The following is a 21,387-nucleotide window of genomic DNA, read 5'->3' on the forward strand; positions in this document are numbered from 1 at the left end:
CGAAAAGAGCCCTACCGAAGCAGGCTGCGCGAAACTTGGAAACCAATTTGGCCGGCTTAGAGGCGGAAAAAAGCCGCGGGCCTAGCTGTGGGCGTCGCGGCTAATAGCGTTAATGTGCGAATGCGGGCTTAGTTTTCGGATTTCCCATTGACAGCGCTTGGGTCGGTCGGTGTTTTCGGCCCCTTTTATGAAAGTCGTCTCGTCCATCAAATCCGCGAAGAAGCGTCACCCTGACTGTCAAGTCGTGCGCCGCAAGGGCCGTATCTACGTGATCAACAAGACCGACCCGCGTTACAAAGCGCGCCAAGGCTAAAGCCCATTTTTTCTTTTTCCCGACGTGAAATCCGAAATCCACCCAACTCTAAACAAGGTCTGCTTCCTCGACGTCGCTACGGGCCGCCGCTTCCTCACGAAGTCCACGATGCGCTCGGCGCGTAAGGAGCAGATCGATGGCGAGGAGTACTTTATCGTCGTGCGCGATGTGACGATGGACTCGCACCCCGCCTACACCGGTGAGAAACGCTTGGTCGACACCGCTGGCCGCGTCGAAAAGTTCACCAACAAGTTCAAGCGCGTGCGCCGCTAAGCGCGTTTTAGCCGCCTCGACTTTCATTTTGAAAAAGCCCGCCGAGTTTTCCGCTCGGTGGGCTTTTTGTTGGGCGAAAAAGGGTTGCCCGGTAATTGAGTGGTCAAAACCTTTCGTGCTCAATGACTACTGACTCGTCGCGCACGAAGCGCTTCCCGCCCCAAAGCAAACTGCTGTTTCTCGACTGTGATAGCACGTTGAGCGCGATTGAGGGGATTGACGAGTTGGCGCGACTGCGCGGTGCGGCCTGTTTCGCGGAGATTGAGGCGATGACGCATGCCGCGATGGAGGGGCGTATTCCGATAAGCGAAGTCTTTGGGCGACGCCTGGAGATCATTCGGCCGACTCGCGCAGAGTGCGCCAAGGTCGGGCAAATGTATATGGAGTGTATCGAGCGCGGAGTCGTAGAGGCACTGGCTGCGGCGCACGCGGCAGGGTGGACGCCCTGCATTTTGAGCGCGGGATTTCGCGAAGTGATTGAGCCGCTTGCGGCGCATCTGGGGATCGAGCACGTCGAGGCGGTGGGCTTGCATTTTGATGCGGCGGGGGATTATGCGGGCTACGAGCGCGACCACCCGACGACGCATAACGGCGGGAAACCGGAAGTCATAAAAAGGTGGATACAGCAGCATGCGCCTACTCGCACCGCGATGGTCGGCGATGGGATTAGCGATTTAGAGACCCAGCCGGTGGTCGATTTGTTTGTGGGCTACGGCGGCGTAGTGGCTCGTCCGCGCGTGCAGGCCGAGGCACGGGCCTTTATCCGGCATTTCGATGAGTTGCCCGCGCTTTTGGGAGGCGCGGACTCTGCCTTTGGCGCGGAGGCGTCGCCCTCGCGGCCCTGACGGGGCTTACACTAGCTGATCAATCGGCGTAGTGAGTAACGCGTTGTCGCGACCGGCACGGAGTGCGGCGATGTAGCGCGGGAGCAGCGGGTCGAGGGCCTGCATGGCTTCTTCGCTCGCAGCCTCTTCTCCGAAGCTTTCAAAGCGTGCCTTAAAGTCGGCGAGCGTGGTGCGGTTGAGCGGGCGCGCGGGTTGGTAGAGGAAGTCGCTGGTCGGCTCGGTCTCGGCGGCGGGGATGGGCGTCAGGAAGCGCATATCGACAAGCCGCTGGAGGCACTCGTTGGTGATTTGCGTGGGGGCTTTGATGATGTCGCTCAGTTGCGAGGCACTGCATGCGGGCAGACAGTCTTGGAAGCGGCGTGCGACTGTGAGGAACACGAGCAGCAGCAAGTGCTCGCGGCTCGCGTGCGACAGGTTTCCCCAGGCCGCTTGGCTGCTGCGGAAGCGCGCGTTTTGGACGGCGTAGCTGATTTGCCCGCCGATCAGCACGTAGAGCCAGAAGATGTAGAGCCCAAACATGAGGATGGGCATGATGCCGAGCGACCCGTAGAGGCTGCGCGAAATGACCACGCGGCGCACGTAGATGAAGGCCAAGAAGTTGTTCGCGAGCAGGAGCAGCGCGACGATGACCGCGCCCGCAAAGGCCGCTCGCCAATACACCTGCGTGTTCGGGATGTAGCGGTAGAAAAGCGTGAGCATTCCGATGACGAGCGCCCCCGAGCTTAGCGGGAGGAGCCAGCGGACGAGTTGGAGGATTTCCGCACCGAAGGGCAGCTTGGCGATGAACACGTTTACGAAGGCTCCCGCGCTGAGGAGCGTGATTGAGGCGAAGAAGAGCACCGCGCCCAGTGTGAGAATCGTCCAGTAGTAGATGATGCGCATCAGCCAGGAGCGGCCCTCGCGCAGCCCCCAGATCTCGTTAAAGGCATCTTCGATTCCCTTAAAGAGGAGGATGACGATGAGGATAAGTGTCAGTGCGCCGACCGCGCCTGCCGTGCCCGAGCGCGAACCGCTGATGAACCCGCTAAGCATCCGCTCGACCGTGGCTTCGGCCTCCGGCGAAGTCTCTAGGGAAGTGGACGGGGCGCTTTCGCTGCTGTCACTCGCAGCCGCACTCGCACTCGAAGGCCGAGGCAAGGCCTCTGCTGGAGCGCGATTTAAGGCCGGGCCGGAGCCCGCTTGCAGCGTCGGATTTGGCGCGATTGCGGAGACAGCCAGGTTGGCGTTGCCGCCGCTTTCGGAACTGGTCTGCGCCTCATACTCGGCGACCTGAGGCGCGATGAAGCGGATGACGCGGTTGAGCGTGTTTACGGCGAGGTCGGGATCCTTATCGTCTAAAACCATCCCCGCCACGAGCATTGCGATGGCGACCAATGGCCCGAGGCCCAGCAGCGAGCTGAAGCTGAGTGCGGAGGCTCGGCTCGCCGCTTTGGTATCTCTAAAAACGGTGATGGTGATGGAGACCACGCGGAGCATCGCGTAGAAGCGCCCGCGCAGCGAGGTATCGTCCAGAAGTGCAGGCTGCCAAATCTCCTTGGTGTAGAGTGCCAAAAAACGCTGCCAATGTGCGAGTAGCCGAGCCATGCTGCGCACAAGGCTGCATCTCGTAGGCTAAGCTACGCAAGCATTGGGATGTATTTGGGGGCTTCGTCTTGTCGGCGATGTGAATGGCAGAGGCAGTCTGCCTGCCTCACATCCGAGTAAGCGTTTTTAGCCCGAGGAGGTGTAGGCCGGTTTCGAGGAAGAGGAGTGTGCGGGCGCACAGTAAGAGGCGGCGGGCTTGGATGCCGGGGGAGTCGTTTAATACTTTCTCGGCGGCGTAGAAGCTGCTGAAGGTGCCGGCCAACTCGAAGAGGTAGGTGCACAGGAAGTGCGGGCGGAGTTGCTCGGTGGTGGTTTGCAGCACAGCGGGGAGCTGGAGGAGCTTTCGCGCGAGGGCTAGTTCGTGCTCGGTCTCGGGCGCGGAGGCTGCGCCTGCGGCAGTCGCTGCGCTCGCGGTGTTCGTGTAGGGATCGAGCCCGAGTTTGCGAAAAATGGAGTGAATGCGGGTGACCGCGTAGAGGAGGTAGGGGGCGGTGTTGCCGTCAAAGGAGAGGATTTTTTCCCACTTAAAGACGTAGTCGCTGCTGCGGTTTTGGGAGAGGTCGGCGTAGCGGACGGCTCCGAGTCCGACGGCAGCGGCGATTTCGCGGCGGTCGGTTTCGGGCAGGGTGGGGGATTTTTCGCTGACGAGCGCGTAGGCGCGTTCGATTCCTTCGTCGAGGAGGGCTTGGAGGCGGATGGGGTCGCCGGTACGGGTTTTGATGGCGCGGCCATCGTCTCCTAGAATCGCGCCGAAGGAGACGTGTTCAAACTCGGGCAAGCGGTAGCCTTTGGCCGCATACCATTTTTGGGTGGTTAGCCAGAGTTGCTCGAAGTGGTCGGTCTGGCGGGTGTCGGTGAGGATGATGATGGTGTCGGCCTCGAAGTGCTCGGTGCGGTAGAGCATGGTGGCCAGATCGGTCGTGGCGTAGTTGGAGGCGCCGTCGGATTTGCGGACGATGAAGGGTTGCTTGGCGAAGCGCGGGTGCTCGGGGTGAAAGACGACGAGCGCGCCTTGCGACTCGGTGGCGAGGCCGCAGTCCTGTAGCTCGGTGTAGATGCGGGCGAGCTTGTCGTTGTAAAAGCTCTCGCCGAGTTCGTGGTCGAAGCGGATGTCGAGCTGTTGGTAAATTTGCTGAAACGCGGTGGAGCTGGTGGCGTTGATCTGTCGCCAGAGTGCTAGGTTTTCTGCGTCGCCGGACTGGAGTTTGACGAGTTCGGCGCGGGCGGCATCGAGGATCGCGGGATCGGCTTTCGTGGCGGCATCGGCGGCTTTGTAGAGTCGTTCGAGCTCTTCGAGCGGGTCGCGAGCGAGTGCCTCGGCGTCGAGGAGGGTTTTGTAGCCCCAGATCAGTTTGCCGAATTGGGTGCCCCAGTCGCCGATGTGGTTATCGCGGATGACCTGTGCGCCGCAGAATTCCAGCAAGCGGCAGATGGCCTCGCCGATGACCATGCTGCGGATGTGGCCGACGTGGAGTTGTTTGGCGGTGTTGGGCGAGCTGTAGTCGACGATGGTGCGTTCGCCGCCGTGGGTGCTGGCTGCACCTTCGCGGAGTCGCGCGCCGGAGTCGTAGTGAGCGAGCCAGTCGAGGAGGGCCGCGGGGCGGGCGGTAAAGTTGATGAAGCCGGGGCCGGCTATCGCGATGTCGAAGCGTTCGCGGAGCGAGTCGGGTAGCGCAGCAACGAGTTTTTCGGCGAGCGCGCGTGGGTTTTGTTTGCGCGCCTTTGCGTAGGGGAGGACGCCGTTGGCCTGAAAATCGCCGTGGCGCGGATCGGCTGGGCGAAGCTCTGGGCAGAACTCATTTGCGCCTTCGAGAGTGGGGGGCTGTGACTCTTTGCCTTCTTGGAGAGCGCCCGTTGTGAGTTCGTCTTTCGGCTGCGTGGGCTCATCCCGCAGTGCGGTTGTGGCGGCTTGCCGAAGTGCGGCGTCGAGTTCGTTGGCGAGGTTAAAGCTTGGGGGCTGGAGGGCGGCTTGGGCGGCGGGCATGATTGGGCGAATTTAGCGGGCTGCGAGAGCCGTCGCGCAAGCGCGTTATAGGGGGAGTGGCGACAAGCGCGCTATCCTTGGCGGCGCGCAGTGAGCGCTGCCGTTTGGGGCGAACTCTCGCTGCGAGTTCATCCTTCGGCTGCGCGACGGTGGAGCTTCCCAAGCTGGGGCACTTTGGCGGTTTTTTGCCGCTGGGCTGCGCAAATCTACTTCCCTGTGTAACGCTTGCAGGTTTCCGTCAGTGAAATCGTAACATTATTAAAAATAAGGATTTGCGTATTTTGTTAGTAATATTGCGGGCTGTAAATCGCTTGCATGGGGGAGGGCGTGGCGCATTTCACCGCGACTCTTACACGGGCCAGCAACCCCAGTTGGTCGGCCTGTTTTTACCCAACCCCAACCCCCACTTTGCTGCGCAGGTCTGTATTGTTTCTTAAACTACGGATTGCGCTGCGTAACCCCTGGATTACATGACAAGACGACCTTTGTTTAAGACGGCCGCGAAGACGGCGTTAGCTGCGCTTTCGTTTGGCCCGTTGGGCTTTGCACAAGAGGCACCTCAAGCCACAGCAGCAGCGGCCAACGATGCCGATATTGTGACTCTATCGGTGTTCGAGGTTTCGTCCTCCGCACCGGCGCGTTACCAAGCGGCGGAGTCTGCGGCGGGCGGGCGCATTAATACCAGCATTATGGACACGCCGACAACGGTGACCGTGCTGACGAGCGACTTCCTCAGCGATGTGGGCGGCACGCGCGTGCTTGAGGCGGCCAAATACGTGGCGGGCGTCTCCGAGGCGACGATTCCCAACGCACTCGACCGCGTAATCATTCGCGGCTTTCAAACCGATGGGCGGCGCGTCGATGGGTTTCACACTGGCGGTCAGGCCAACTACGACCACGGTGCGATCGAGCGCGTGGAGGTCGTCAAAGGCCCCGATGCCGTCCTTCACCCAGCGGGCGCGCCGGGTGGCACGATCAACCTTGTGACGAAGAAGCCGCAGTGGACGCCCGGCGGCTCGCTCAAGCTGCAAGTCGGCGAATACGATGTGAACCGCGTCGAGGCCGATGTGACCGGGCCGATAAACGACCACTTCGCTTACCGGATGGTCGCCGCTTTGCAGGACAACGAGGGCTATATCGACGGCGCGTTTCGCGAGTCCACGCTGCTGACTCCCTCGCTGACTTGGAAGATCTCGCCGCAAGCGCAACTCACGCTGCGCTACGAGTATTACTACTTTAAGGCGGCAAACATCGTGGGCATCCCGACCGATCCGAGCGTAGGGACGCGCGACCCGTTTAAGGTGATGCAGGGCGTGCCGCATAACTTTAACCCGACCTTTGGGAAGGACTACGAGTTTCGCCGGACGACTGCGCACACGGGAACGCTGCTGTTTACTTCCGCGGTGACCGACCGGCTCTCGGTGCGGCTCGCGGGGCGTCTTACCGAGATGTATACGCCGGACTCGGACTTGCGCATTCGGCTCAAAAGTCCCGGCGGCAGCCGCAACCCGTTTACTGGAGAGTGGGAGGGCGGTGTCGACTGGGTGAACACGTCGAGTGATCCGGCCAACCCGAACTTCGTCGCCACGCCCGCTGCGCCCGTTAGCCCGATCATCGGCCTGACTGGTTGGCAGGGCAACTTCGGCGACCGTTACCGCGACGTGCAAAACGACTGGTCGTACATCGTAGACGGCACGGCGGCGAAATCGACGACGCTCGTGGGCTTCTCGTATTCGTATTTCCACAACACCGGCCAAGGCTATAACCGCATCTCGCCGGACATCGACATTACTAAAGAAACCCGCCCCAGCGGCCCCTCAATCATTACGCCTTCGGTGCGCGACCAGCGCACGAATACGAGCCGCTACCAAGTCTACTTGACCGAGCAACTCGAACTTTTCGAAGGGCGCCTAATGCTCAATGGCGGAGTCGCTCACCTGACCTTTAACGGCATGTATCACGACAAACACGAGCCCGCTGCGCCGCCGCCCAATCCTGTCTTGCCCGGCCAAGCCTTCGCGGGCGAGGGCAGCAAGGCGACTTACAACTACGGGCTCGTCGTGAAGCCGATCCGCAACGTCTCGCTCTACTACGGGCACACAGAAAACGCGGTGCCCATCGGGCCTAACGACTACAGGCGCGCCAACCAAGGCGAGGTTCCGCTTTTCTCGGCGGGCACGCAGGACGAGGTCGGCATCAAAGCGAACTTCCTTGATGGGCGGATTATCGCGAGCGTGGCCTATTACGAAATCGAGCAGACCGGCTATGCGCTGCACAACCCGGGCAACTTCGCGACGCCGCAGCCGCCACAGCCCTTGCCTGCGATCATTAGCACGCGCAACGGCAGCGGCTGGGAGTTTCAGCTTGCGGGCTCCGTCACCGAAGCTCTCTCCGTGATGGCGAGCTTCGCGGACACCAAGAATCGAAACCCCGATGGCATCATGCTCAACAGCTCTGCCGAGGATTTGGGCGCGCTCTTTGTCCGCTACGAGCTCAATAAGGGCCGGCTCGGCGGCCTCGCGCTCGCCGTCGGCGTGAACTATCAGGGCAAGCGTGCCGCAGGCGACACGGCAGGTTACACAGACGCCTCGACGCCCGATAACCTGATTCCCAACCAGCCCTCCGCTTACATGCCTGCGCGCACGCTCGTCGATGTGACGCTCAGCTACAGCCGTAAAAACTGGAGCTACGGGCTCACGCTCGCCAACGCGCTCGACAAGACCTACTACGCCGCTGCCGATAGCCGTGACCTCATCAACGTCGGCACCCCGCGCAACCTCTCCGGCACCATCACTTGGAAGTTTTAAGGACAATACAGAAGCGATTCACATCGTGTGTGACACGGCGTGAATCGTTTCTGTAACTCGGTGCAGGTGCAGACCTGCCGCTGCCCGCGTAGGGCCGCCGCCGCGCGCAGCGGAAACCCTTAGAACCCCAACCCCGCTTTTTGATGAATACGCTTTTTCGGAAAGTCCTCGCTTCATTTTTTTCGCCGGGGCTCTTCGTCGTTCTCGGCATTGCGATTGTGACGAGTGCGATCGTCGCGCTGACCTCGAGTGACGAATCCGAAGGGATCGAAATCGTAGGCTTTGCGTGGCAGAAGCACGCGGCCTTTGTCCCGCGCGTGGAGCGTTGGAATCGGGAGAATCCCGAAAATCCCTTTGTCCTAAAACTCCTCTCTGAGCGCTCGCTCGAGCAGCGGATGCTCTCGGGCTTTCTCTCCGGCACGCCGCTTGCCGACATGCTCGATACGCATGAGGCTATTTTCCCTAAAGCCTTTCTTGGCCCCTTGGAAAACGTGGGCTTCCTCGACCTCACAGACCGGATGCACGACGAGGGACTCTTTGAACAATACAACGAGCCCTCGCTCTCGCATGTGACCTATCAAGGCCGCGTCTTTGGGTTGCCGCAAGACGTGCACCCCGTGCTCCTCGCGTATCGGTCGGACATCGTCGAGGCGGCCGGGATCGACGTCTCGAAAATCGAGACTTGGGACGATTATTTTAGCGCGATGCGCCCGCTGCTCGCCGACCGCGATGGCGACGGGCTACCCGACCATTACGCGCTCAACCTTTCCGATGTGGCGGCCAACGAAATTTACATGCTCGTCATGCAAAATGACGGCGTGCTCTTCGATGAAAACGACGAGCCCGCCTTCGCTAACGAGCGCAACGCCTACACGCTCGCCAAAATCACGACCTGGGTCACGGGCCCCGAGCGCGCGACTTTCTATTTGCCGTATGGGGCTGCGGGGAACCAGCAACGGCTCGAGGGCTTGGCGATTGGCGAGCTGGTCATCGACCCGACCATCGGCATGTGGAAACTCGAAACTCCCGGGCTCGCGGGAAAGGTGAAGTTGATGCCGCTGCCCGCGTGGGAAAAGGGCGGCCGGCGCACGAGTGTCATTGGCGGCTCAATGATGAGTATTAACAAGCGTAGCCCGCACATCGAGCTGTGTTGGGAAATGACCAAGGAACTCTACGTATCCGCTGAAGTGGCCGAGAGTACTTGGCGGATAGCGGGGATCATTTCCCCCGTAAAGGCACTTTGGAACGAGCCGTTCTATCACGAGCCGGATCCCTTCTTTAGCGGGCAGTCGCCCGGCACACTTTTCATCGAGCAGGCACCAGATGTTCCGCGCCGCCCGCCCTCGCCCTACAGTTTGCTCGCCCGTGCGCGCATCGGCACGGCAGCGATGGCTCTGCGCGCGTATGCCGACAAACACGAGATTTACGACGTCGAGCGGCTAAAGCCGGAGGCCTTGCGGCTGCTCCAACACGAAGAGGCTGCGCTTAAAAAACTTATCTCGCGCAATCTTCTGTTAGTAGAGCGCGAGTAGAGGTGGGCGCCCTCGCGCGCGCCGTCAGCTAAAGCGACCCTGCACATGAGTTCGTTCGTCGCTGCGGGCCGGTCCTGTGCACCTCGCTCAGCCCGCCGTTATATAAGAGGGGCCGCTCCCCGTAATAATACGGGCTTAAGACTCCCTTTTACCTCGACATTTTGACACAAAGTCATTGGCTCCGAAACTTTTCCGCCCTGCGGGGTCAAACCGCTTTTTCATAAAAAACGCACATGAGTAGCAAACGCACTATCCCGGCCCGCCGCTTTATTAAGCCCAGCTTTCACTCCCTGATCGAAAAAAAGCGCGACGGACAGGAGTTCACCCAAGAGGAAATTCGCTATATCATTGATAGCACGCTGGATGGCGAGATGCCGAAGCACCAGTTGTCGGCCCTATTAATGGCGATCTACTTCGCCAACATGTCGGCCCAAGAGACCGCCACGCTGACCGAGGAAATGATGCTTTCGGGCGAGGTTATCGACCTCTCGCATATCGCTAAGCCCAAGATTGACAAGTACACGACCGGCGGTGTCGGCGATAAAGCCGCGCTCGTCCTCGTGCCTCTGGCGATGGCCGCCGGCGTTGTTGTGCCGATGATGTGCGGAGTTGAGCACGACTACATCATGAGCCCGATTGACAAGCTGCGCGCCGTCCCGGGCTTTGAGGGTAAGCTCTCCATCGAGGCCTTCACCAAGCAGCTCGCTAAAGTCGGCGGCGCGATTGTGAAGCAGGATGAACACCTCGCCCCGGCGGACGCGCAGTTTTACGCGTTGCGCAAAGAGACGGGCACCATTCCCAGCTTGCCACTGATCACCGGCAGCGTCCTTTCCAAAAAACTCGCCGAAGGGGCCGAGGGGCTCGTGATCGATATCAAGTGGGGCAATGGCTCCTTCGTGAAAGACCTTGAGCAAGCCAAGCAACTCGCCCGCTCAATGACCCGTGTGGGCCGCGCGCTGAAACGTCGCTGTGTCGCGCTCGTTACCGATATGAATCAGCCACTCGGCGACAGTGTCGGCACCTCGCTCGAAATTAAGGAAGCGATCCAACTCCTCAAAGGCGAAGGCCCCGAAGACTTAAAGGAGTTGATCCTGAAGCTCGGCATGGAAGTCGTGCGTTTGGCGGGCGTTGCGGGGTCAACACTCTCTGCCAAGCAGACCGTGCAACGTCACCTGACCGACGGCACGGCACTCGAAAAGCTCAAAGACCTCATCAAAGCCCAAGGCGGCGACACGAGCTACATCGACCATCCCGAGAAATTCCCTGTCGCGCGCCACGTGCGCAAACTCCCTGCACCAAAGCGTGGCTACGTTCACACGATCAATGCCGCCTACATCATGCAGGGCGTCACAATCCTCAATGGAAGCAGCGACAAGAAGGGGAAGATCGACCACGCAGTCGGTGTTTCCGAAGTCAAAAAAGTCGGCACGCAAGTGAAGCAAGGCGAGCCACTCATGATGATTCACTACAACGACGAAGCGAAACTCGAACAGGCCCTAGAGTGCTTCAAGACCGCCTACCGCCTCGCCCCAAAACGGCCTAACCCGCCGCCGCTCGTCGTCGAGCGCGTCGCCTGACGGCGGTGCCGGGGAAAGCCCTTTTTACTCAAAACGCAGCCTCAACGGGGCTGCGTTTTTTAGGGTCTGTTCCCGTTTCAAACGCGCGCCGCGCTCCCTGAGCTTCCACTACGCGTGGGGCGGCAGGCTGTGCCTGCACCCGTTCAATTTGGGATTTCGCATCGCGCTATCGCGCGAAAGCGAAATCCCAAATTTGAAAGCACTCCCCCTGTCGCGTTGCGACAGGGAGGGGAAAGTAGAGTGATAACCCGTTTGGGCGAGGTGGGAAAAATCACCAGTAAACTTCCGCCCCAAGGTTTGGGTTCCTTTCTACCGAACGCTTGGTTGCCGTGCGAATGCACGGCAACCAAGCGGCTCTGTAAATGAGTGCAGCGATGGACGGCGGGCCAACGAGCCCGCCGCCAAATAAAAGGGGCTGCGCCCCCTAGGCGCGGCCCATGTAGGAGCCGTCGATTGTGCTGACTTTGATCAATTCGCCTTCCTTGATGAAGAGCGGCACTTGCACGACGAGGCCGGTTTCGAGTGTGGCGGGTTTTTGGACGTTGCTGGCGGTGTCGCCCTTAATCCCGTCTGCGCTCTCGGTAACCTTGAGCTCGACCGACGAGGGCAAGTCCACATTGAGCGGTGCACCATCCACAAAGAGCACGTCCACGCGCCCGCCCGGGGCGAGGTAGTTTTTGAGTTCGCCGATGGTTTGCTCGGTGAGCTCGACCTGGTCGTAGGTCTCCGGATCCATGAATGCGTAGGTGCCGCGATCTGCGTAGCTAAACTCTAGCGTGCGCCGGTCGGTGGTGAGCACTTCGACGGGCTCGGTCGAGGTGAAGCGCTGGTCGAGTGCTTTCCCGTAGCGAAGGTTGCGCATTTTGACCTGCACAAAGGCGCGGAGGTTTCCAGGTGTGCGGTGCTGGGTCTCCATGACGAGGTGGGGCTCGCCGTGGAATTTGATGACTTGGCCTTTGCGGATGTCGTTGGCTGCGGGCATGGGCGGTAGCGGAGGGCGGTTAGTAGTTTAGGTTAAGGAGTGTGCGAGTGCTTGGTTTAGCGGGGCCGCGAGTGCAGGCGCCGCGCACAAAGGGCGAAGCGACTACGCGGCGCACGCGTGCAGGTCAAGGCGTTCGCGCAGGGCTTACGGCGACTGCGCAGGGTAAAAGTGCCGTGGCACTCCTGCGCTCGCGGCTACTGGGGGCTCGTGCGCCTGTCGCTGTCTGCGCAAAAAGTTCCCTAAGCTCCCTTGTCATTTGCCGCTGTGCACTGGCAGCCTCTACTGCTTTTCGTTTTCTCGCGTTCCTTCGCGATTCCCTATTTCCCAGCTCCCATTTATGAAACAACGCACTCTTGCGCGTGAAGTCTCCATCCAAGGCAAGGCTCTGCATACCGGCGAGGCCGTCACACTGACGCTCAAGCCTGCCCCTGCCGGCCACGGCATTGTCTTTAAGCGCATCGACCTAAGTGGTGCGCCCGAGCTGCATCCGCGCATCGACCAAGTCGGCGACCTCGTGCGCGCGACGACCATTCAAAACGGCCACGCAAAAATCCACACCGTCGAGCACGTCTTGAGTGCGCTGCATGGCTGCGGTGTGGATAATGTCGTTATCGAGATGGATGCCTCCGAGCCGCCCATCCTCGACGGCTCGGCCAAGCCCTTCGTCAACCTCATCCTCCAAGGCGAGCCCACCGAGCAAGACGCCGAACGCGAGTATTTCACGCTCGATGCGCCCGTATCGGTCACCCATGGCGACTCCTCGATAATCGCACTGCCCGCTAACGAACTCAAAATCTCCTGCACCTCGGCGGACAATCGCGGCATCCATACCCAGCACCTTTCGCTCGGGATTGATCCGGATACCTACATTACGCAGATCGCTGCTGCGCGCACGTTTACCATCTACGAAGACATCGAGGAACTCCTCAAACTCGGCAAAATCAAGGGCGGCTCGCTCGACTGCGCGGTCGTTATCAAAGGCGACAAAATCATCTCTAAGGAGCCGCTGCGCTTTGCCGACGAATTCGTGCGCCACAAGATCCTGGATATCATCGGCGACATCGTCCTGCTCGGCCGCCCGCTCAAGGCGCACATTATCGCGATGCGCCCCGGTCACGCGATAAATGCCGAGCTCACCAAGGCGCTCTTCGAGCGGCTCCACGAAGCGAAGAAGCCCGCCAAAAAGAAAGCCCGCCCGGCGACGCTGCTACCCACGGAGACCTCGCTCGATATCCGCCGAATCCTCGACACGATCCCGCACCGCTATCCCTTTGTGATGATCGACCGCGTGGTCGAATTCATCGGCGACGACGAGCTGGTGGCCATCAAAAACGTCACCATCAACGAGCCCTATTTCATGGGCCACTTCCCCGAAAATCCCGTAATGCCCGGCGTCCTACAACTCGAAGCGATGGCGCAAGCGGCGGGCATTATCCTCTTGCGCAAAGTCACCAAGGCGAGCGGCACGCCCTTTTTCATGAGCGCGGACAAAGCCAAATTTCGCAAACCGGTGCGCCCCGGAGACCAAGTCATTATCAACGCCAAAATTACTAAAATGCGTGGAGAGAAACTCGCCGTTGCCGAGTGCAACTGCACGGTCGATGGCCAAGTCGTCTCGTCTGCCGAACTCATGTTTGCTATCGTCGAAGAGGGCGAGGCGTAAGCGGTCAGCGCCCCTTGGCCTCTACGTCGCCGACAAAAATGGAGCACGGCAGGCCGCTTTTCCCCGCTAGCGCGGCGGCCGGTGCATCGGGCCTCCGCCCCGATGCGGTGAGTCACCCGCGTTGCCGCGACGAAAAACTCACCGTTTTTTTAAGTCATTTGCCAAAGCTAGTTTCAGAAACTGCGTTCTCTCTCCCGTATCGCCCCGCCTATGACATCCACGCGCATCCACCCCACCGCACTCGTTGACCCTGCCGCCGAGCTTGGCGCGGGCGTCGAGGTCGGCCCCTTTTCCTATGTCGGTGCGGGCGTGCGGCTCGGCGACGGCACGCGGCTTCACCACCACGCTTCGGTCGAAGGCGACACACACCTGGGGGAAGGCTGCGAAGTCTTTCCCTTTTGCAGCATCGGAGCGAAGACCCAGGACTTGAAATTCAAAGGCGGTCGCCCGGGCGTGAGGATTGGTGCGCACAACGTGTTTCGCGAATACGTGAGCGTGCACGCAGCGACCGATGACGGCGAGTTTACGTGGATCGGTTCGCACAACCACATCCTCGCCTATTGTCATGTCGCGCACGATTGCCAACTCGGTGATCGCATCATCATGAGCAACTCGGTCGGGCTGGCCGGACATGTAGTAGTCGAGGACTACGCGGTGCTCGGTGCGGTTTGTGGCGTACACCAATTTTGCCGAATCGGCGCGTACGCGATGGTCAGTGCCTACGCCAAAGTCGTCCAAGACATCGCGCCCTTCGTCATCGCTGATGGGCAACCCGCAGTGATTCGTGCAATCAACAAAGTCGGCCTAGAGCGGCGCGGTTTTGCGGGTGAGCCGCTGGAGCGCGTGAAGCAGCTTTACCGGATTTTGTTTCGTGAAGGGCTAAACCGCAGCCAAGCCCTCGAGCGAATCGCCGCACACCCGCTCGCGGCCAGCGCGGAGTTTCAGCAGATGATCGAGTTTGCGGCCAAGTGCACCCGTGGTCTCGCTTCTGGTTCGGCTGCCGGGGCGGGAAATCCTTGAGTGCCCGGCTGCGGGACTTTCTTATCCGCGCCGAACCGAAAATGAGCTTGGCTGAGTGCGTGTCACTTCGGCCGGCCTCATTTCCCCTAAACCCCAGCCCTCTAGGAAAGGAAAAGTAATGGCATCCTTCGTCCCCCTCATCAGCTCTGGCACGGTTGGCCCGCTCGGCGTGGCTCATCTCCCGCGGCTTTGGCTAAAAATCTCACTCGATTCGCGCGGCAAGCTCGACTCGCGCTATCCGGCGGTCGGTCAAGGCTACGACCAAATGACGATCGACGCGCTCGGCCTGCAAAAGGACGCCGTCGTTAATTTTATCAAAACCCAGCGCCCGACCTATCCGCAGTTTGAGGCGTGGATTAAGGTGCAGCCAGGGGTGAAGCTCGACGCGGCGACGATCGAGAAACACAACGCTGGCGTGCGCGGCTACACCCATGACGACGAAACGCGAAAGGGTATCTTGAGCGCGAACGGACTCGTGGATGGGCCCGATGTGCCGAAAGACGCAGTGACGCTCAACGACCTCGACGGCTGGCAAGAATTCCACGACGCCGAGTTGAAGTAACCGTCGCCGACTGCGTCGGTGACGCTGTCCTTTCCCACTACGCGTGGGGCGGCAGCGTGTTGCTGCACCCATTCACAGAGCCGCTTGGTTGCCGTGCATTCGCACAGCAGCCAAGCGGCTCTGTAGAAAGGAACCCAAACTTCGGGAGTTTACTGGTGATTTTTCCCACCTCGCCCAAACGGGTTATCACTCTATTTTTCCCTCCCTGTCGCAACGCGACAGGGGGAGTGCTTTCAAATTTGGGATTTCGCTTTCGCGCGATAGCGCGATGCGAAATCCCAAATTAAATGGAAGCGGTCACTGACCGCCGCACCACGCGTAGTGGGGTTTAGCGTTTTGCGCTGAGGACTTGGAATTTTTGGCCTAGGTGGCTGGGGTGCAGGAGTTGCAGGAGGGCTTGTTTTTTTGGGGAGAGGTTTTGGGCTTCGGCGGCGATTTGCTGGGCGATGAAGGCCCCGGAGTGTTTCACAAAGAAGGCTTCTTGGGTGTCGAGGGCGATGTCGCGAAAGCTGTTTTCGGCTAGGCTGTCTTGTAGCCAATCCCAGCAGATGTGGCAGGTGAGGTCTTGTTGGCCGGGCTGAGCGAGCAGGTCATTTGTCTGGCGGTGCCCGGTGTAGGCGCGGGCGCTGCCTTGGGGCATGGCTTCGGCGAGCTCGGCCCAAGTCTTGCCGTAGTCGAAGGCGAGGAAGAGGCCGTGCCAGGCTTGCCCCGCGATTTGGTCGAGGAGGGCTTTGGCGTCGAGCGCTGCGTCAATCCGGTAGCCGTCTGGTGCCGTTTTAGGCAGAAATTTGGGCACTCGCCCAAGCGGGTATTCGACTTCGGTGAGTGCGCCATTTTCGGCGCGGACGTAGACTTCGCGCCAGCCGGGCGCGGGGGCATTTTGTGCGTTACAGCGCTGGTGCCAGACGAAGCGGCGGCAGGGTTGGGCGTCGAAGAGTTCGTTCGAGAAGACGATGAGGGGCGCGTCGTCTGCGCGTGAAAGTTCGAGTGGCTGGCCGAGGGAAAGCGTGCGTGAGGCGGCGAAGGGATGGGCGAGGTTTTCTAAAATACCGTGCCCGCGCTCTGCGCCGATTTCGACAAAGGTCGCGCGGGCGCAAAAGGCCTCGCCCATGAGTGTGAGACAGCTTTGGGCGACGAGTTCGCCGAAGAGGCTGGCGGCATTCGCGTTAGCCGCGTTTTGGCCGACGCTGGTCGCTGTGTAAAAATCGGTGCCCGGGTGACGACCGACGCGGGGGCGCTTGGGCTGGGCGTAGTAGCCAAGCTCTGCGTCGTAGAGCGCGAGGCGCATGAAGTGGTCGAAGCGGAGCGCGCTTGGGGCTTGGTCGCGATCGCGCTGCGTTTCGGCGGCGCTGAGGAATCGTTCCAAAAACTGCGGCGAAGCTGAGGGGGCGACTGGTGCGGGAGCACGGGCGGCGGTGTTTGCGGATTGCATTTATTTACAAGGGGCTGCGGATGTGCCCACAGTGCGCGGCATGCTCAAACGGATTTTAATGGCCTTCGTCGGCTCGCTTTGCGGAGTGCTCCTTGCGGTGGGAGTGCTGCGCGTGGCGACGGCTTTTGGGTGGCTGGACGGGCGAGAGCTGCAGGCATCGGCGGACTATTTGCGCGAGGTGATCGGGCTAGTAAACACGCACTATGTCGACGGGCAGGGTGTGGCGGCGAGTCCCGAGGGGCTGGCGCGCGAGGCGATTCGCACGCTTGTGGGGTCACTGGATCCGCATTCGGAGTTTTTGGAGGCGGAGCATTTTAAGCGCTTTGAGGAGGAGCTGGATGGAGATTTTGGCGGGATAGGGGTGCAGGTGGAGTTGCGCGGCGGACGTTTGGTGGTGATTGCGCCGATCGGGGGGACGCCGGGTGAGCGCGCGGGGCTGCGGCGCGGCGACGAGATTTTGCGGGTCGATGGGCATGAGATCGGGAGGACTGCGAGTAGCGGCGTCTCGACGATGGACGACGCGCTCAAGCGCTTGCGCGGAAAGCCGAAGACGCCGGTGCGCTTGAGTATTTGGAGGCCGGGTACGGAGGAAGAGTTGGAGTTGGAGATCGTGCGCGATCGGATCGAGGTCGATAGTGTGCGCGAAGCGCGCTTGCTGCCGAGTCGTGTGGCTGCGGGCGCGAGCGAGGCGCGTGGCGATCTTTGGGCGAGCGGTGGGTTGGAGGTTGGGCCGATTGGGTATATCCAGTTGGTGGATTTTTCTGCGCGGACGGGGGAGCAGTTTTTGGCGGCCTTGGATAGGCTGATTGGCGGGGGTGCAGAGGCACTCGTGATCGATTTGCGCAATAACCCGGGCGGGCTGCTGGAGGCGGCGGTGGCGGTAGTGGAGCCGTTTTTTAAGGAGGGCGAGCTGGTCGTTTACACGCAGGGGCGGGAAGAGCGTGCGAGCTCGGGAGGAGCGGAGAGCAGCCGAACACGCGGCGGCGAGCGTGCTAAGAGCGGGCGGGGGAGCGCGGCACGGACGACGCGCCAAGAGTGGCGCGCGGCGATGGTGGGCGAGCCAGTGGAGTTGCCGATTGCAGTATTAATCAATTCGGGGACGGCGAGTGCGGCGGAGATTGTGACGGGGGCACTCAAAGACACAGGGCGAGCGGTGGTCGTGGGCGAGCGGTCCTTTGGGAAGGGCTCGGTGCAGACGCTTTTTAAACTGCGCGATGGATCTGGGCTGCGGATCACGACTTCGCGCTACTACACGCCGAGCGGTGTGAGTATTCACGGGCACGGGATTGAGCCGGATGTCGCGCTCGTGATGTCGCCAGAGGAGGATGACAAGCTGCGCTTGCAGCGCGCACGCAGCGACGCGCTGGAGGACCTTGAGGAGTTTGAGGCGCGGTTTGGGTTTCGGCCGATTGCGGATAAACAGCTCGACGCGGCGGTGGATGCGTTGCGCGGGGTGCAGCTTTTGCGTGTGCGTGGCTTTGCTCGGGCTTTGCACCGCGAGCGACTCGGGGAAGTGGGGGCGACGGAGGCGCAGGCGCAGACGGACTCACTCAGCGCGTTGCTCGGCGAGGGTGAGGCCACGACCGGCGAGGAGTCAGGAGGAGTAAAGGAGGCGGTGCTTGCCCAATGATTCTCGCCTTGGAGAGCTCATGTGATGAGACGGCGGTCGCGCTTTTTTCGCCCGAGCGCGGGATTGTGGCCGAGTGGGTGCACACGCAGATGGCCTTGCACGAGCGACATGGCGGAGTGGTGCCGGATTTGGCGACGCGCGAGCATTTGCGGCATTTTCCGGCGTTGATTGAGGCCGCGCGGGAGCGTCCCGAGTTTGCGCAGGTCGATACGGTGGCGGTGACGCAGGGGCCGGGCTTGGCGGCGTGCCTCGCGGTCGGGCTGGCGTCGGCGAAGGCCCTCGGGCTGGCGTTGCGCGTGCCTGTCTGGGGCGTGAATCACCTGCGGGCGCATGCGTTTTCGCCATTTATCGCGCTGCATGCGCGGTGCCTGGGCGAGTTCGATGAGGAGTTCGGCAAGCTCCTGCCGCATCTGGGACTCGTGGTTTCCGGCGGGAACACGCTCTTGGTCGAGATTGATGAGGAGAGGCGCTTGCGGGTGCTCTCGACGACTCGCGATGATGCCGCGGGCGAAGCCCTCGACAAAGGCGCGAAGCTGCTCGGGCTGGGTTATCCGGGTGGGCCGCTGGTCGAAAAACTCGCGCGAGAGGGTGACGCGGCAGCCTATGACTTTCCGCGTGGGCTAGGGGGGCGGCGCGACAATCTGGAGTTCAGCTTTTCGGGGCTTAAAACGAGCCTGCGTTATCAATTGGAAAAGATGTCGCTCGGCGAAGTGGAGCGGCGGCTGGCGGATTTGTGCGCGAGTTACCAACAGGCCGTGATTGATGCGCTGCTGCGAAAGCTGGAGTCGGCGTTAGCTGCGAAGCCGAGCGGTGCGTCAGAGCAGTTGGCGCATGGAGCGCGAGCGGAGAGCTTGCGGCGGTCGGCGTATCGGAGCATCGGGCTTTCGGGTGGCGTGGCGAATAATCGGCTTTTGCGCGAAAGCGTGAGCTCACTCGCGGCGAAGCGAGGCTTGCCCGTGATGATTGCGGAGTCGCGGCATAGCGGCGACAACGCCGGGATGATCGGCTTTGCGGCTTGGGCAGATACGCAAGGCGTGGACCGCACAAGCCGCCTCGCGCTGGAAGTTCGCCCGAGTATGCGAGCGGGGGATTGAGGCGTGGGCGATTAAGGGCGTGACCTAGGTTGTGCGTAGCTGCCAGCGTGTCCGTGCATATGAAGATTTTTCTGCGTACGGTCCTGTTGGCTCTGGTGGCACTCTTGCTCGGCTTGGTCGGGCTGGTGTTTACGGAGGCGGGCCAAGGCTGGGCGATTCGGCGAGCCATCGGCTTTGTGGATTTGCCGCCCGGGGTGGCTGTCGAATTTGAGTCAGTCAAGCTGGGGCTTGGTGCGGTGAAGCTTGGCGGGCTCAATGTGGGCGCGAACGGGGCGCGTGTGAAGCTGCCTTCACTGGAGTTGAGGGGCGATTTGTGGACGATGGCTAGAGGCGAAGGGGTAATTATTACACAATTGGCGGCGCGGGACTGGGTCTTGGATTTGAGGGGAGTGGCTGCGGAGGACTTGCGCGGCGTGTTAGCTACGCTGGCGACGAGTGGGGGCAGTGATGGCGGGTTTTCACTCCCGGCGGAGTTTACGCTTTTGCCCTCGGCTTACGCGCAAGCGGCGAGCGGGGCGGCTGTCGCTCCGGCGCTGCGCACGGTTTTTGAGGGGGTGTTTCCTCATTTGGTGCTGCCGCTGGATGTAGCGATTGAGGGCCTGGACTTTGGCGGGCGAGTGCTTTTGCCCAAAGGGTTTTGGCAGCCGGAGTCACCGGTGATGACGGTGTGGCTCGGGTTAACGGGTGGCGGGCTGCGCGCGGGAGAGCAGAGCAAGTTTAAGCTAGAGAGCCGCGCGGAGTTTCGGGATGAGGACGGGCGGGAGCCCGGGCTTCCGCGCGATTTTGAGACGACCTTCGCGCTTCATGTGGATGTGGCGGCGGCCTTGGAGGATGTGCGGAAATTTTCGGAAGTATCACTCAAGCTGGAAGGCTGGGTTGAGGGCGGGCTGATTCCTGAAGCACTGCATGCGCAGGCGGAGGTTTCGGCGCAGCGAGTGTCGGGAGGGGAGGACTACAGGGCTCAAGTGAGTGTGGAGGGAAAGCGTTTGGTGGATGTGAGCGGCCACTACAGCGCGGCGAAGGCGGGGAGTGCGAGTGGTGTGGGCATTGGCCAGCTCGTGGGGAAGTGGGATGTCGAGCTGCGGGATGTCGACTTGCCGATCGCGCTTTTCGAGGCTGGGCCGCTGCAATCGTTTGCACCGCTGCCGCCCTTTGAACTGCATGGCGAAGGGAGTTTTGAGCTGGATGCACTTTTCTCGGATTTGCGTGCCGCTGGGCGCGTACAGTCGAGTATCCGCGAGCTCAATACTCTGGTTTCCGATGTGCCTGCCGAGCTTGGCAATTTGAGCGTGGATGCGGACTTTGCCTTTGAGGCGAGCGGCTTGGGGAGTGCGAGTGGGGCGACGAGTAGGGAGCGTATTGAGCGGCTGCGCTTCGCAATTACCCCGCTTGGGGCGACGGAGCCGCTACTCGTAGTCGCGGCGGCGCAGCCGTTCGAGTTGCAAGGCGGGGTCGGTGCAGATGGCAGTGCGGGTATCAGTGGCATCGAGGCCGAAGATCCTGAGCGGCCGCTTCTCTCGGTAGATATCCCGGGGCTACCGCTGGCGTTGACGGAGCCGTTTTTAGAGAACGTGGGTTTAGGAGGCTCGGTGTTGAGCGGGCGTTTCGAGGCGACCTTGCCGAGTGAGTCGAGGTTGCGCATGAGGACGGTGGGCCCGTTACGCGTGGAGAGTTTCGGACTTGTTTTGGAGGGCGAGCCGGCCTTGGAGGAGTTGAGTTTGGGGCTTGGGCTAGAGCTTGAAGCCGACTTCGAGGCGGCGAGTCTGGCACTAAAACTGAGCGGGCTCGAAGTGCGCGATAGCACGGATGCGTCGCTAGTCTCGGCAGATGTGGAGGCCGACTATCGGATGCATGCAAACGAGGAGGCGGGCGCCGCTGGCCCGATTTGTGCGTGGGCACAGGGCAGCTCGATCGCGGCTACGGGCCAAGTGCGTGCTGACTTGGGAGGGCTAAGCAAGCAGCCGATTTTCGTGAAGGAAGGCACAGTGCCGGAGGCGGGTGCGCTTGATCTGGATTTTACGACGAGCATGAGCGAGCTCGGGCAGTCGCTCTCGGCGCTTCTCAACGTGGAGGGCTTGCGAGTGCGGGG

General features: G+C 61.2%; 16 protein-coding genes. 12 read left to right on the forward strand and 4 right to left on the reverse strand.

Annotation, left to right across the window (positions count from 1 at the left end):
* The first annotated feature begins 187 nt into the window (after positions 1-187).
* From ykgO to AXK12_RS01820, 3 genes are all read left to right on the forward strand, one after another.
* Positions 188-313: a type B 50S ribosomal protein L36 gene (gene ykgO / locus AXK12_RS01810; protein WP_007360011.1), complete on the forward strand. Its 126-nt coding sequence runs from the start codon at positions 188-190 to the stop codon at positions 311-313.
* A gap of 24 nt (positions 314-337) precedes the next feature.
* Entirely contained in the window at positions 338-586 is a 249-nt protein-coding gene (locus tag AXK12_RS01815) for a type B 50S ribosomal protein L31 (RefSeq protein ID WP_068711069.1), read from the forward strand.
* A gap of 122 nt (positions 587-708) precedes the next feature.
* On the forward strand, positions 709-1,431 hold the full coding sequence (locus tag AXK12_RS01820; RefSeq protein ID WP_068711070.1) for an HAD-IB family phosphatase: 723 nt from the start codon (positions 709-711) through the stop codon (positions 1,429-1,431).
* Positions 1,432-1,437: 6 nt separating this feature from the next.
* Here the strand turns inward: AXK12_RS01820 and AXK12_RS01825 are convergent, their stop codons facing one another.
* Both AXK12_RS01825 and argS read right to left on the reverse strand, forming a co-directional pair.
* Positions 1,438-3,015: a YihY/virulence factor BrkB family protein gene (locus AXK12_RS01825; protein WP_068711071.1), complete on the reverse strand. Its 1,578-nt coding sequence runs from the start codon at positions 3,013-3,015 to the stop codon at positions 1,438-1,440.
* A 106-nt stretch (positions 3,016-3,121) separates the two neighbouring features.
* Positions 3,122-4,999 (reverse strand): arginine--tRNA ligase, encoded by a 1,878-nt coding sequence (gene argS / locus AXK12_RS01830; protein ID WP_082782565.1) that lies wholly within the window; start codon positions 4,997-4,999, stop codon positions 3,122-3,124.
* A gap of 470 nt (positions 5,000-5,469) precedes the next feature.
* On the opposite strand from argS, the gene AXK12_RS01835 reads away from it, so the two are divergent.
* The 3 genes from AXK12_RS01835 (at position 5,470) to AXK12_RS01845 (ending at position 10,915) form a co-directional block, all read left to right on the forward strand.
* The gene (locus AXK12_RS01835) at positions 5,470-7,806 is read left to right on the forward strand and encodes a TonB-dependent siderophore receptor (RefSeq protein ID WP_082782566.1); all 2,337 of its coding nucleotides are present in this window, start codon (positions 5,470-5,472) and stop codon (positions 7,804-7,806) included.
* A gap of 143 nt (positions 7,807-7,949) precedes the next feature.
* Positions 7,950-9,338 (forward strand): ABC transporter substrate-binding protein, encoded by a 1,389-nt coding sequence (locus AXK12_RS01840; protein ID WP_068711073.1) that lies wholly within the window; start codon positions 7,950-7,952, stop codon positions 9,336-9,338.
* Positions 9,339-9,571: 233 nt separating this feature from the next.
* Complete coding sequence (locus AXK12_RS01845) at positions 9,572-10,915, forward strand: thymidine phosphorylase (protein ID WP_068711074.1); 1,344 nt, start codon at positions 9,572-9,574, stop codon at positions 10,913-10,915.
* A gap of 424 nt (positions 10,916-11,339) precedes the next feature.
* Here the strand turns inward: AXK12_RS01845 and efp are convergent, their stop codons facing one another.
* A complete protein-coding gene (gene efp, locus AXK12_RS01850) occupies positions 11,340-11,897 on the reverse strand; it encodes an elongation factor P (protein ID WP_068711075.1) in 558 nt (185 codons plus the stop codon).
* 337 nt (positions 11,898-12,234) lie between these two features.
* Here efp and AXK12_RS01855 point away from each other — a divergent pair, with 337 nt between their 5' ends.
* The 3 genes from AXK12_RS01855 (at position 12,235) to AXK12_RS01865 (ending at position 15,142) form a co-directional block, all read left to right on the forward strand.
* Positions 12,235-13,560: a bifunctional UDP-3-O-[3-hydroxymyristoyl] N-acetylglucosamine deacetylase/3-hydroxyacyl-ACP dehydratase gene (locus tag AXK12_RS01855; RefSeq protein ID WP_068711076.1), complete on the forward strand. Its 1,326-nt coding sequence runs from the start codon at positions 12,235-12,237 to the stop codon at positions 13,558-13,560.
* Between the two features lie 210 nt (positions 13,561-13,770).
* Entirely contained in the window at positions 13,771-14,580 is an 810-nt protein-coding gene (lpxA, locus tag AXK12_RS01860; protein ID WP_068711077.1) for an acyl-ACP--UDP-N-acetylglucosamine O-acyltransferase, read from the forward strand.
* A 118-nt stretch (positions 14,581-14,698) separates the two neighbouring features.
* Positions 14,699-15,142 (forward strand): DUF5069 domain-containing protein, encoded by a 444-nt coding sequence (locus AXK12_RS01865; RefSeq protein ID WP_068711078.1) that lies wholly within the window; start codon positions 14,699-14,701, stop codon positions 15,140-15,142.
* A 328-nt stretch (positions 15,143-15,470) separates the two neighbouring features.
* Here AXK12_RS01865 and AXK12_RS01870 read toward each other — a convergent pair whose 3' ends face one another.
* On the reverse strand, positions 15,471-16,574 hold the full coding sequence (locus tag AXK12_RS01870) for an SAM-dependent methyltransferase (RefSeq protein ID WP_082782567.1): 1,104 nt from the start codon (positions 16,572-16,574) through the stop codon (positions 15,471-15,473).
* Between the two features lie 40 nt (positions 16,575-16,614).
* On the opposite strand from AXK12_RS01870, the gene AXK12_RS01875 reads away from it, so the two are divergent.
* The 3 genes from AXK12_RS01875 to AXK12_RS01885 all read left to right on the forward strand — a co-directional run.
* Complete coding sequence (locus tag AXK12_RS01875) at positions 16,615-18,204, forward strand: S41 family peptidase (protein ID WP_156468782.1); 1,590 nt, start codon at positions 16,615-16,617, stop codon at positions 18,202-18,204.
* Positions 18,201-19,298: a tRNA (adenosine(37)-N6)-threonylcarbamoyltransferase complex transferase subunit TsaD gene (gene tsaD / locus AXK12_RS01880; RefSeq protein WP_068711080.1), complete on the forward strand. Its 1,098-nt coding sequence runs from the start codon at positions 18,201-18,203 to the stop codon at positions 19,296-19,298. Before AXK12_RS01875 ends, tsaD begins: the two co-directional genes overlap by 4 nt.
* A gap of 59 nt (positions 19,299-19,357) precedes the next feature.
* On the forward strand, positions 19,358-21,387 hold a 2,030-nt coding region (locus tag AXK12_RS01885), incomplete at its 3' end, for a hypothetical protein (protein WP_156468783.1).

It is taken from the genome of Cephaloticoccus capnophilus (assembly GCF_001580045.1).
In the GTDB taxonomy this organism is placed as follows: Bacteria; Verrucomicrobiota; Verrucomicrobiia; order Opitutales; family Opitutaceae; genus Cephaloticoccus; species Cephaloticoccus capnophilus.